The organism is Porticoccaceae bacterium LTM1, assembly GCA_030252795.1.
Lineage (GTDB): Bacteria > Pseudomonadota > Gammaproteobacteria > Pseudomonadales > Porticoccaceae > SCSIO-12696.
In genome coordinates, this window is sequence record CP127080.1 from 2,137,531 (window position 1) to 2,151,021 (window position 13,491).

General features: G+C 47.6%; 10 protein-coding genes. 3 read left to right on the forward strand and 7 right to left on the reverse strand.

Translation table 11 applies throughout. The annotated features are described in order from the left end of the window. Positions 1-310 precede the first annotated feature (310 nt). Positions 311-1,501 (forward strand): OprD family outer membrane porin, encoded by a 1,191-nt coding sequence (locus QP938_09420; protein ID WIO73518.1) that lies wholly within the window; start codon positions 311-313, stop codon positions 1,499-1,501. 82 nt (positions 1,502-1,583) lie between these two features. On the opposite strand, the gene QP938_09425 is transcribed toward QP938_09420, so the two are convergent. The 3 genes from QP938_09425 to QP938_09435 all read right to left on the reverse strand — a co-directional run bounded on the left by QP938_09425 (position 1,584) and on the right by QP938_09435 (position 3,351). After that, positions 1,584-1,895: a hypothetical protein gene (locus QP938_09425; GenBank protein ID WIO73519.1), complete on the reverse strand. Its 312-nt coding sequence runs from the start codon at positions 1,893-1,895 to the stop codon at positions 1,584-1,586. A gap of 27 nt (positions 1,896-1,922) precedes the next feature. Next, positions 1,923-2,390: a gamma-glutamylcyclotransferase gene (locus tag QP938_09430; protein WIO73520.1), complete on the reverse strand. Its 468-nt coding sequence runs from the start codon at positions 2,388-2,390 to the stop codon at positions 1,923-1,925. Between the two features lie 538 nt (positions 2,391-2,928). Then, positions 2,929-3,351 carry a VOC family protein gene (locus tag QP938_09435; GenBank protein WIO73521.1) on the reverse strand — a complete coding sequence of 141 codons (423 nt, stop codon included), beginning with the start codon at positions 3,349-3,351 and terminating at the stop codon, positions 2,929-2,931. 236 nt (positions 3,352-3,587) lie between these two features. On the opposite strand from QP938_09435, the gene QP938_09440 reads away from it, so the two are divergent. Both QP938_09440 and QP938_09445 read left to right on the forward strand, forming a co-directional pair. After that, entirely contained in the window at positions 3,588-4,268 is a 681-nt protein-coding gene (locus tag QP938_09440; protein WIO73522.1) for a response regulator transcription factor, read from the forward strand. After that, positions 4,258-5,547: a HAMP domain-containing sensor histidine kinase gene (locus QP938_09445; protein ID WIO73523.1), complete on the forward strand. Its 1,290-nt coding sequence runs from the start codon at positions 4,258-4,260 to the stop codon at positions 5,545-5,547. Before QP938_09440 ends, QP938_09445 begins: the two co-directional genes overlap by 11 nt. Before the next feature lie 111 nt (positions 5,548-5,658). Here the strand turns inward: QP938_09445 and QP938_09450 are convergent, their stop codons facing one another. The 4 genes from QP938_09450 to QP938_09465 form a co-directional block, all read right to left on the reverse strand. Beyond that, the gene (locus QP938_09450) at positions 5,659-7,545 is read right to left on the reverse strand and encodes an FG-GAP-like repeat-containing protein (protein WIO73524.1); all 1,887 of its coding nucleotides are present in this window, start codon (positions 7,543-7,545) and stop codon (positions 5,659-5,661) included. 76 nt (positions 7,546-7,621) lie between these two features. Then, positions 7,622-9,031, reverse strand: coding sequence for a VCBS repeat-containing protein (locus tag QP938_09455; protein ID WIO73525.1), 1,410 nt, complete (start codon positions 9,029-9,031; stop codon positions 7,622-7,624). Positions 9,032-9,092: 61 nt separating this feature from the next. Beyond that, positions 9,093-10,373, reverse strand: coding sequence for a thioredoxin family protein (locus QP938_09460; GenBank protein ID WIO73526.1), 1,281 nt, complete (start codon positions 10,371-10,373; stop codon positions 9,093-9,095). Positions 10,374-10,456: 83 nt separating this feature from the next. Continuing rightward, complete coding sequence (locus tag QP938_09465) at positions 10,457-13,450, reverse strand: TonB-dependent receptor (GenBank protein WIO73527.1); 2,994 nt, start codon at positions 13,448-13,450, stop codon at positions 10,457-10,459. Between the last annotated feature and the right edge of the window lie 41 nt (positions 13,451-13,491).

Here is a 13,491-nt window from a genome sequence, read left to right on the forward strand (position 1 = left end):
TTAACAAACACTTCCAAATAACGCGAACAATTCATAAGCCCCTGAATATTCGAGCATTTTGAAATGAATCGTATCACTTAAGCGACGCCTGGTTGTATTGGGCAATATCAAGGTAACTGGCTACGCCCGCTGACAATTCAGTACATGGACTAGACTGAAAAAAAACAGTTCGGGCAGCGCAATGAAATGCTTTATACCTCTACTTCTGGCAGGCTGCACTCTCCACGCTGCTCAGGCAAGGGGGGAAACAACGCCCTCGTCCTTATCCAAGACTCTAGTGGATGACGCCACACTTAGCTTGCGGACACGTGTGGCAATCATTGACAGGGAGTTTGATAAAGACCCGCAAAGTGATCGCGAACAAGCTGCTGTCGGTTTAATTCTCAAATACGAATCCGGGAAAATTGCCAACTTCGCCAGTGTGGCAATAGCTGGTTATCACGTAGAAAAGCTATTCACTAACGGCCTTGCGGCCAATGATGTTCTGCCAGTTGGCAGCGACCAAAAACAGGAAAGTAGATTCAGTAAACTGGGCGAAGCCTATGTACACCTGTTCCCTGCCGAAGATCTCACCGTCAGCATTGGGCGTCAAACCAGCAAATCCCTGCTGATGTCCAGCTCCGGTCAACGCGCCATACCCAATACCTTTCAGGGCATTACTGCCAGCTACCAGATAGAGCAGGTAAAACTTTATAGTCACTGGTTCAACAAATGGTCTCGCCGCCACGATGATGGGTGGGAAAATTTTGCCACGGATATCAGTGGCAGCAAAATTGATCATATTTGGGTTAACGGCATAATTTATAAGAACAAGCAATTAAACCTGGAATTTGAACACTTAAACTCAGCTAATTTCCTGACTAAAATCGGCTTCAGAGCAACTTATGAGTGGCAATTGAAAAAGCACAGCAAACTCAGTGCACAAGTTGGTTACTTTACTTCGGAAGATGATGGCTCGCTGTTTGTAGTCGGCTCGGAGTCTGCTGAGCTGGATGACGAAGATGGTGCTCCCATTGGCACTCGCAGCAGTAACGATGGTCGGGGTACTTTTGCTCAACTCACTTACAGTTTTAACAACTGGATTTTTTCCACCGCTCTCAGCCAGTTTGATCAATCATGGATAGAAGATAACTTTGCCGGTGACCACGGCACCAACCCATTTCCGACTCGCTCTATTATCTTTCCCGACTTCTCCAACGCCAATGAACAGGCAATGATGTTGAGTGTCACCTACAACTGGCAGGATTACTTACCGGGACTGTCTACGGCGTTTACCTATGTAAAAGGCGACGATATAGAAAACAGTGTCGACGTATCACTGGGTAAAGCCGAAGAGAATTACCGTGAATTCTTCATCAAATACCAGCCGAAATGGCTGAAAGGACTATCCATCCAATGGCGCTACCACGACTACCGAAGCCGAAAAATTGGCGATGTTGACGGAGTGAAGACGGATGACCTGGATAATCGGATATTTATTGATTATACGTTTACGTTTTGAGGCACAGGGTCAATTCAGAATCAAACTGAAAGACAGGTTCAGAAAAAAACACCAATGGACTTAATTTGATCAAACTCGTTTGTCACGAGCTTGGTTCATAGTTAGCTCTTTCAATAAGCTTGAGGTCTTCACTGACAGCAACAAACATATAGCTACCGACGGGCGCATAGTCGGGATCATTATGAGCCAAAGGATTTTTACCAAGCCACTCGACCACGATAGAATCACTTTCTAACAGCCTGCTTTCTTTAACCCATGACTCAAAAGAAGCTTCAAGTTGGAGATGCTTATAGGTATCTCCCAGCATCACAACTCTGGCACGCTCCTGACCATCAGGCATCTCAAGCTCTACGATATCCCCGAGTTGTATCTTTTTATGGTCTCGATAATCCATTCTCTACACCTGCACTGCAGCCGCTTATTAACTGTGTATGGAACGCTGCCTCGCATCCCTCTCTCTATCACTATCTTCAACAACCTCAACCGAGATCATTTTTAGCTCAATGTACTCCGCAGGTAGTGATGTTTCTCTTGCGCCAATGAGTACATGGTTCATATACCAAGAGTAGGGCTTGAGTGTTTCATCAATTTTGGTGGCAACATAGATTGTTGCCTTTATCAATGTATCGTCCTGAGCTATGACCGTTACCACTTTTTCATCATACCCGTACCCAAGACCTTCTACTTGATCTAAAACTGGCTTTTCAGCTGGGTCAATCATGAAAAGAGAACCATATATCACGTCGACAGAGTTTGAGGTGAAATACGCATCACATTTTACTGAGCCATCCTCACTCAGTTTGTGAAATCTCAAATCGTGCTCATAGAGTCTATGGCACCCAAGAGGAACGGCACTTGGCGTTCTCTCTCGTAGTCGCGCAAGCGACATATTTGATCCGTAAGCGAAGTAATACATGACTTTCCTGAATAAGTTAACACCAGTTAAATGTCACCTTGTGATGCACATTATTTAGACATAACAGTAAGTATTCAGTTAGCGTAACAGACTCCAGGTCAACTTGACCTAGGACATGCTGTCTCCTAATCTCAAAGAGATCACCTAGGTAAACGAACTCCCGTTCGTCTCTGCCTGCTGTAGGTGCCGATCCGCTACGTGTATTAATTACAACTGACAATCGTCGAGGAAGGCACAAAATGCAATGCCGTCATGGAGAAATCCAAGCCTCTCGTTTCAGAACCGAACGTGTCTTTAATTGCAATGGTGCATGGTACATCTCAACGCGAGAACTCCCCAGTATTGGGCCCTTTGCGAGCCATGAGGAAGCCGATGCTGAACTAATGTTATTTATGCGAACAATTCAGCAAGGAGCTTTCTCAATTCGGGATTATCTTGCTGCAAATCAGTATTTGCCTACGGGTTGAGCAAACTCAACACTTAACATAGTCCGCCATAATCGGTCTGGGATTTAACCACCAACGAGCTCTGCCCCTGGGCCCAGTGGCTGGCCATAACTGAACTCAACATTATTTCCCGCGGGATCCTTGAGTCCGCAGTAGTAACCTACAGGATAGGGTTCCTCTCGAGGTGGCCAAAGCAGGCAGCCATCTGCCTCTGCCTGCCGTGCGATCTCGTCCACCTGCTCCCGACTCGCCACAGCAAAACCCAGGTGGCGATAGTCTCGCTCGGGCAGCGCTATATCATGCCCACCATTCATCATCACGAAGATGAAGTCGGTTTCCCGACCTGGCTCCGCCATCCAGACAATACGCTTTTCAGCACTTTCGCGATGATGAATGACCACCATATTGCAGTAACGCTGATAGAAACTGATACAGGCATCCAGGTCTTCCACATGAAGGGCGAGATGGGTCATTCGAGGGAGCTGCATGGTTACCTCTTCTTTCCGCTGAGCCTGATTCAGTTATAGCCTAATTCTATTCCACCAATCACGCCCTGGGGGTTAACCCCGGCTTAACTACCCTTCCTCTAAAGTTGCCGCTACCTACCCCCCTGGCAATGCTAATTGCCAACTTTCGGAGGTACAGCCTGCGGGTTCCCTACCTCCTTTTTTACCTGTTCTTGCGGTGATATGGTTACCAGTAGTTATTCACAAAGGCTTTCAGTATGTCCATGCAAATTCTCCTGGTAGAAGATGATCTTGATCTGGCCAGCACCCTGGTCGAGTACTGCGAGTTGAATGACATTATCTGCGACCATGCCGCCAATGGCGTTGCCGGCCTGGAACTGGCGACCCATCACCCTTATCGGGTTCTGGTTCTGGACATCAATATGCCGCGCATGAATGGCCTGGAACTGTGTCAGGCCTTGAGAAATCAGGGTATTGATACACCTGTACTGATGCTTACCGCCCGCGACACAATTGACGACAAGGTTGCCGGGTTTAATGCCGGAACTGACGACTATCTGGTCAAACCCTTTGAACTGAAAGAACTGTTGGTACGCATTCATGCGCTGGCCAAGCGCCGCAGTGGTCAGGTTCAAAAACTGACCGTGGGTTCACTACAGATGGATATGCAAAAGAAGACCGTCTGGCGTGATGAGAACCAGGTCAAACTTTCCCCAACCGGCTGGGTATTACTGGAGACCCTGATGCGAGCTGCACCTGCCGTGGTCTCCCGACAGGAGTTGGAACAGGCCGTCTGGGGCGATGACCCTCCCGATAGCAACAGCCTCAAGGTACACCTGCACAAACTGCGTCAGGCAGTTGATAAAGAGTTCACTACATCCCTGATTGAAACCGTAGCCGGACAGGGCTTTGCTTTAAGAGCCGACGATGAAAACTAAAACCACTGCTCGATTTTTTGCCCTTGGCTGGCTGATGGTGATTTCCACCATCACCATCGTGGGATACACCCTGCTGCTGAAACAGTATTTCCATAAGGGCCTCGATCTCAGCAACACCTATATGCTGGAATTTGAAGCACGTGACTTTGAACAGGCCTATCGTCAAAATCACGACGCGCCTCTGCCTCAATCCCCCATTTTCTCCAGTTATTTAGGCCTCTACTCCCTGCCAGACTGGGTATTGCAGGAATTTCCGCCTGAAAGCCATGAACCACTGAAAACCCAGCGCGTCGAGTGGTGGCCAGAAGGGGTGGAAAAAAACACCGACAACAAACACATTCTTTTCCTGTACCCGTTTGACCTCTACGATGGAACTCGGCTGTTTTTCCTCCAGCACATCACACCTGAACACGCCGCCAAGGAAACAAAAGCGAGATTTAATCGCATTACGTCAACCATCTGGCCAGTTGCGCTGATCTTTATTGTTTTCTCATTTATCGGCATCGTTATTCTTATACAGACATTCAGAAAACCGGTAGAGCAATTGTCTAACTGGGCTGACTCGCTGACTCTTGAAAATAAAGACCAGCCGCGCCCCCAGTTCCGCTATCGGGAGCACGACCTGATTGCCGAGAAACTGCAACAGGCCTTCCAGCGCATTGGTGAAATCATTGAAAGTGAACATCAGTTTTTGCGCCATGCCAGCCACGAACTGCGAACCCCAATTGCTGTATTGCGCTCCAATATCGAGCTGCTCAATCACATGAAACCGGATTGTGAAATGGAACCGCGCGCCGCCGCACCATGGCAGCGTATTGATCGCGCCGTTTCCAACATGCAGCACATGACCGAAACACTGTTATGGCTGAGCCGCAACGAGCCAATCGACAGCCACTTGCAACCGTTATCTGTCGACAAAATGGTTCAGCAGTTGATTGAGGAAAATAGCTATTTACTGCAAGGCAAAGAAGTAGAATTGACCACCGAACTAACCCCCACCACGATTACTACCGCCGAAATGCCGTGCCGAATCGCCCTGAACAATTTGATTCGGAATGCGTTTCAGTACACCGCTACAGGCTGGGTGAAGGTCCAGGTGACGAATGAGGGCGTTGTTATTTCCAACGCCAACACCGAATGTCCTCACGGAGAGCCAAACGGTACTGACATAGGATTTGGGCTTGGTCTTAAACTGGTGAAAAAAATCTGCGGCCAAATGGGCTGGGAATTCCAGAGTGACAAGATTTTTTGCGGGCGAAGAGCCACTTTGATGTTCTAGAAATAACACTATTATGAGAAAAGTCGTCACTTTGGAAAAGTTAGCCTTAATAACACTTTCCAAAATGACGACTTTTTGAATTAGCAGTCACACAAATTGGCTTATCCCAGCCTATTCCACAACAATCTTGACTGCTATAGCTTCAGTGCGAGGCGGCAGGCACATTTCGGCATTGCAGGTCTGGTAACTCAGTTTACCGTTGATGGTGTATTCACCCGCTGCCACCGTATCAGCCACTTTGATGTGCTGGATCAGCTCAATGCCCTTGCCGTCGTACACTTCATACATCCCTTTAGCATGGTGTTCTGGCAGTACCATATCACCCGCCAACTCAAAGCCTTCCGGCAACTCGAAGGTGATATTAGTTTCTGCCATACCATGTAGCTCATTGCGGCCAGTGGGTGCGTAGATATACCAGCCTTCATTTACATCCAGAGTAACCGCGACATTCAAAAATTCGCCCGGCTTTACCGTCGCAGAATCTGCAACATGATATTGCACCGGCAGTTTGCGCTTTTTCTTTTTGGGCTTTGGCTTGTCGGCACTATTATCTGTCGATAATTGATGAGCTATAGCTTTGGTACCCGTATCCTCACCCAAAAGAACATATACACGGCCCTGGTGACGCATGGTCAGCCAATCCGTCTTACCCATATCGGTATATTTGGCTTGAGTCCGGTTCCAGTAACCCAAAGCCATTTGATAAATACCTTTAATTTTTTCTTCTGAAAAACCATTGTCTTCTTTCAAGTAAATAAAGCCATCAAGCGCCGGTTTCTCCCGCCGCCCCATATCCTTGCCCGCGCTTTCAACACCATTCACGGCTTCCCACTGCCAAGTCAACTCGCTGCTGAATTCTCCGCCATTTACAGTAACAATGCTGGCGCCAATAATCAGGTCTTTAACACCATCCTTGTTCCAGTCATCCACATAAACCCGATTCCCGGAACCCGGCAAGGCTTTAACCCCACCTTTGGCAGGCAATAAATCGATACCCGGCTCAAAACGGTGGCCCTCAGCGGTTTTAACGCCCCGGAAAAACCCAACGGCCATACTGGTGTCCCTGCGGTACATATCCGTTGCCAGAATATCCAGCACACCGTCGCTGTCCCAGTCCACAACCACCATCTGAATTTTCGCAGCCCCTGATATAGACGGCTCCCAATTCTCGCTATATCCAAATTCTGAACGCTGTTGCTCAATTTTTTCTGAAGTCCAGTGACCCATTTTCAATGGCTGGCCATGGATATCCAACAGCAGCTCTCGCTTGCCAAACTTTGGCTCGGCTTTGGTACCAACATTGGCGCTGATACGCAACGCGGAACCCCCAACAACGAGATCCTCCAAACCATCACCAGTCAGGTCACCAAAGCTGGCGGTGGAGTAATGCCAATAATTATAAGACTCAGGGTTCGTCACTCCGCCACCAAAGCCTTTGGAGGACGGATAACCATACTGCTCCAGCTTGATGCCTGGCAGAAAACCCTCTTTACTACCGCGGAACCAAGTCACCTCTCCAGGATGGTACTGCCCGGTAATCATGTCCTGATAACCATCGTGATTGAGGTCGACAAATTGTGGCGTAAAGCCGATACAACACCACTGGTGTACAACCAGAACATTACCGTTGGTATCACGGGCATAGATCCAGTTTTTATCGTATTCAGGCTTGGCGTCTGTACCAATATTACGATACACACGCACAGTGGAACCGGCTTCTTTTAAATCCACATCACCGGTTTCAAATTCTCCCACCAGCAGGTCGCGCTTGCCATCGCCGTCCCAGTCCCACAGAGCGGGTGCAGCCAGGCCATGCTTTTCGGTTTTAACGGGTTGATCTCCAGCCATTAACATAACTGGCCTTTGCAGTTTTGGAGCACCTTGAACAACAGGCTGTTCAAATTCTGGAAAACCCATCTCACCTTGATGAACTGTCTCCGCATTAGCCGAAACGATTACTCCTAAGGCAAGAATAGGGGTTAGCAATTTTCTCTTCATTAAAATCACCAATCTGGTTATTTCATTCTCTCTAGAAAACTTCGCCATTCATTAGCAATGAATAAACAGAAAAGCATTAATCCTTTTTGCCCAGCATCACGTAAATACGGCCCTGATGTATCATATCGATATTGGCTATATTGTCGGTTTTCCCAAGATAGTATGCCTTGATAAAAGCACCCTGCTTTGGATCATTAAGTTTCTCGATGGCTTCTTTCTTTTGTTCATCACTCATGCGCCCCGGGTCTTTTCCTGCACTCTGTACACCAGTAACATTTTCCCATTGCCAAGATAATTCATCACTAAACACACCGTTAAGTGTTGCCACACTGGCACCAATAATCAGGTCTTTAACACCATCCTTGTTCCAGTCATCCACATAAACCCGATTCCCGGAGCCTGGCAAGGCTTTAATCCCACCTTTGGCAGGCAATAAATCGATACCCGGCTCAAAACGGTGGCCTTCAGCGGTTTTAACGCCTCGAAAAAATCCAACGGCCATACTGGTGTCATTGCGGTACATATCCGTTGCCAGAATATCCAACACACCGTCACTGTCCCAGTCCACAACCACCATCTGAATTTTCGCAGACCCTGACACAGACGGCTCCCAATCCTCGCTGTATCCATGTTCTGAGCGCTGTTGTTCGATTTTTTCTGAAGTCCATTGGCCCATCTTCAGCGGCTGACCATGGATATCCAACAGCAACTCTCGCTTGCCAAACTTTGGCTCGGCTTTGGTACCAATATTAGGACTGATACGCAACGCGGAACCTCCAACAACGAGATCCTCCAAACCGTCACCAGTCAGGTCACCAAAGCTGGCAGACGAATAATGCCAATACTCGAAAGACTCCGGGTCAGTCACTTCGCCATCAAAACCATTTGAGGACGGATCGCCATATTGCTCCAGCTTGATGCCTGGCAGAAAACCTTCTTTGCTGCCGCGAAACCAGGTCACCTCTCCCGGGCTATACTGGCCGGTGATCATGTCCTGATAACCATCGTGGTTCAGGTCGACAAATTGCGGGGTAAACCCAATACAACACCACTGGTGTACCACCAGCACATTGCCTTCAGTATCACGGGCATACGTCCAATTTTTATCGTATTCAGGCTTTGTATCTGTGCCGATATTGCGATACACCCGCACCGTGGAACCCGCTTCTTTTAAATCCACATCGCCCGTTTCAAATTCCCCCACCAGCAGGTCGCGCTTGCCATCGCCGTCCCAGTCCCACAATGCAGGAGCTGCCAAGCCATGCTTTCCGGTTTTAACCGGCTCGTCGCCCGCCATCAGCATAATTGGAGAGGCCAGCTTAGGCGCACCTGGAATATTTGGCTGTTCAAATATCGGAAAACCCATCTCGCCCTGATGTGCAGGAGTTAACTGTGTCAAGTGCGAACTGGCCTTTTCATTCGCACAACCTGATAACGCAGTAGCCACTCCCGCGGCAACAACCCATGAAAAACCACACAATTTCATCTTTTATCCCTCACTAATTAGGTCTATTAAAAACCTGAAAAATGTATTTCTGTCTGTAAAATTACAGCGCTTTCAATGACTCTTTAATTTGCTTTATAAAACTCCCCTCACCCTCCGGGTTCAGAGCAAGCCCCTCTTCCAGCACTGCTTTTGCTTTTTCCTTTTCACCCAACTTGGCGAGCAATTTCCCATAGATGGCCAAAATATAAACTTGCTTGTCCATTTCGTAACCCTGCCGAGCCATTACCTCAAATCGTCTCAAAACTTCCATATCCTCACAGGAATCCAAAATACTGGCGACCGGATGGATATAGTCGAAGGCAGTTTCCGCGCCAACTGATTGCTGTAGTGCCAGATACTCTTCACTGAAATTGGCGTATTGCTTCCAATCGCCTTTGGCGGGGTAATATCCAAGACCACCGGCCAGCCTCATCACTTCATAGCTGTCCAACTGAGAAAATTTATCGTCTTTTTCTGCATGCTCTTTGGAGTAAGCACTTGCTTTCTTAATAGCATTATTAGTGCGAATCTCTTCGACATACTTCAGGTATCCTTCATCACCCTTTCGGGCCAACTTATGAATTGTCAGATTATTGGTTCGCAATATATAGCTGGACAATTCGGCTTCAGGAGCCACATTGGCAAACTGATCATAATGACTGAACACTAATTCCGGCACACGCTGCCCACGATTTGGGCCATCCAGATAGGTTTTAATCAACGAAAAATCGGTGGCATTAATCAATTCATCCAACGAACGAGATTCAAAATATTTCTGACTCATTTCGCTGATACCATCCCAAAAAGAAGTTTGCGCCTCACTGCCACGCTCAAATTTTTGGGAATACAACGGTGCTTTAAGCAACATTTTTTGCATTAATTCGGCACTGCGCTCACCGTTGTCATAACGGGCCTGCAAATCCTCGTAAGAAATTGATTGCCCCAGCGCCTCACGACCCAACTCAATAAACAGTTGTGCGGACATAGCGCCCGCTTTACTTTTTACCAACTTGCCATTGCCATTGATAAACCAGTATGTGGGGTAACCCTCTGCCGGATAGCGCTCAATCAGCTCAGGGCCTTGTTCCTTTTCCGCATCCACTTTGTAGTTAATAAAATTTTGGTTATAAAAATCACCAACCCCCTTACTGGGAAACACATTGTTTGCCATCATCTTGCAGGGGCCGCACCAGTCGGTGTAAACATCCACAAAAAGCAGCTTTTGTTCTGCTTTGGCTTTGGCCAACGCTTCGTCAAAACTGCCGTAAAAGAAAGTCATTCCCTCTGCAAACACTGCGCAGGAAACCAGCGTCAACCCCAAGGCGATCAGTACCTTTTTCATAGCATCCTCTAAAAAATTATTTACTCAACGACAAAGAGGCGTTTGGCAAAATTTGCGCCAAACACCTCTATGGTTACAACTGATTAAAGATCAAAGTGTTTTTTCACTTCCAGATAGACATTACGTCCGTTCGGGTCAACCCGGCTGTTATCCCATTGGCCAAATGTCCTGTTGACAAAAGGCTTGCCTGCATGGAACAAGTCCCGAGCACCGAAGCTATAGCTCCAACCATTGTCACCGTGGTAATAGCCAGTTAAATCAACAGTGGTATAAGCTTCCACATCATTGGGCGAAGGATCCCAGCTACTGATTTGAATATTGGTGTAACTGGTGGAGTGCGTTACAAACAGATCCGCCCCATAGTTACCTTGGCTCCAACTCAATGATCCTCTCAACTTCCATTTATCAGGCCCCAATTGGGTCTCATCGCGCTGATAAGGTTCTGCACCATCAGTAATCACATCTTCCAGCTTGAGGGTTCTGACACCATTCAACCCGGCCTTAAAACTACCGACATTGGTATCAAAGCTGTAGCTTAGATTAATATCCAGTGATTCGCTGTTTCGTTTTGCCACATTAATAGGGGACTGATTCAATGCAATGAGGTATCCATCGGAATCACGAATGGCAAACTCCGGATTGGTCAGTACAACATCAGCTGGATAGCTAAATGTATTCAAGTCTGTAATCCGGTCCTCAAACTCCACTTTGTTGTACGTTACATTTACCGCCAATCCATCAATAGCTACTGGCGTCCAGTCAAATCCAGCTGAAAATGACGTCGACACTTCCGGTTTTAAGTTGATATTACCGCCATAGTACAGCACATAATTTCGTGGCGTAGGAGTACCACTGGGATCATAGATATCTATAACAGACAAATAAGGTGAACTCAGTATCGTCTGATCCCCAATTAGATCGTCATAACCTGGCGCCCTAAAAGACTCGCCCCAGGTTGAGCGAACAACCAGTTCATCGGTTAATGCCCAACGCATGCCTACTTTCGGGCTGAAGTGACTGAACTTCTTATCGGCATCAACCACATCGTACTCTTCCCAGCGGCCACCGAAAGTAAACATCAGAGACTGCATGCCGGTCATGGCATTGGCTTCACCGACGACGGGAACGGACAACTCAGTAAACAGCGCTGTAACTTTGCGCTCTGGTTTGAGGATCGTATCTACCCCTACATAACCTGGCTGACTGTAATCCAGATTAATTCCTATTGATGTCGCATCGGTGTAATCCATCTGATCAATACGATATTCAGTACCCAGTGCCATACGCACATCACCCGCCTTCAGGTCAGCAATGCTGCCTTCAACTTTGGCATTGAGGAAATAAGCATTGGATTCGGGTTGACCAGGAAAGCCTTCTTCCATGGTTTCGCCCAGGCGCGGAGATTGCACGGAACCATCGCCAAACAGGTTAATGGCTTCGGCGGGGTCAGACGAGGCCAGCAGCGATTGAAAAATAGTGTTGGGATTCCAGCCAACACCACCAATCCGGGTTTCCTTATTGTCATTGCCTTCCGTGGTATAGGTAACACTGGCATCCAACTGCCAGTCTCGAACAGGCAAGTCCGCAATAAAGCCCAACGTCAGATCTAGGCGCTCCTGAATCGTGTGAGTTACGTTTGGTGTAATTAATCCATTTGCCTGCTCGTTAAAGAAGGCATAATCCACATAGACATCTCGGCCGAATGCATTAAACGCATTCGATGCAGGAACAAGAACTCCTCTCGTGGAAGATCTGTCGCCTTTATTCTCTGTTTTGCTGTACAAAATATCTGAATAAACTTGGAATGTATCTGTAAACTGATGCTGAATATTGGCCGACAAGGACATATTTTTTGTGGTGGCCGTAGTATCCATATATGGAATTGTCGCTTCAGAACCCAGGTAAGCATTTTCTGGTGTCACCAGGCTGGTGTCCCACATATTATCGCTGATCACTGTCCCTTCGGGCAGGGCACCAATCAGTGTACTTGCCGAACCCCAAGGTGTTGCCTCATATATAGTGCCTGGCTGAGTCGCGCCAGTGACATCGTACCTCAAATCTTCACCACCCATGGGACGAAGATCATTGGTGGTATATCCGGCTTTGCCCATGGAGACAGACTTTGTTTCGTCGAGGCTAAGCGTTACTGTGGCACTGCCACCATCCCAGCCCATGCCAAACAGTTGGCTGATGGAAAACTTGTCGCCGCCATTGGTACCCCTTTCCATGCGAACCGCAGTTTCAGCGCCTTGATAGTCCTTGCGCAAAATAAAGTTAATCACCCCACCAACGGCATCGGCACCGTAAATGGCCGAAGCACCGTCGAGCAATACTTCAACTCGCTCAATGGCAGATGCTGGAATAGTTGACAGGTTGACAAATTGACCTTCCAGAATGGGTGAACCCGCGGTGCGACGGCCATTGACTAATGTTAAGGTTGAATTCACACCCAAACCACGCAGGTCAGCTGCTGCGTTACCCAAAAGCGTTGCCGCCCCCACAGATGCACCATCCGGGCCAAGATTAAGGCCATTACTGGACGCCCGATTTAAACTGGAAAAGTTTTGTGGCAGGGAACGAACAATATCTTCGGCAGACGAGACCCCCATACGATCAATTTGATCCCGATCAATAACAACGGTGGGAGAGGTTGGGTGGACATTCCGCAACAGAGTACCGGTAACAATTAGCTCTTCAACAACCTCCGAGCCTCCTTCTTCCTTGCGGTCGTCTTCCGTAACTTCGACCACATTATCAGTGCCGATTCGGTAGGTAAGCCCGGTATTATCAAGAAGTTGATTCAAGGCAGCACTGAGTGTCATATCACCGGTTATTGCCCTAACCTGATGACCCTTGATTTTTTCAGGATCAAAAATAATTTGTACGCCGGCGGTTTCAGCCAGCTCCAGCAATGCACGATCTGCTGATTGGGACGCAATATTCAATTCATGTTTTTCAGATCCAGCAAATGCACTAATACTCCCAAACAACAGTGCCGATGCAACACCGATTGCAATCTGACTCTTACGAAAAGCCGAAGGCCAATTACTCTGAAATTTTGATGATGAACTCATCATACCTACCTCTTGGTTATCAGTTTATATATTGGCGAAACATC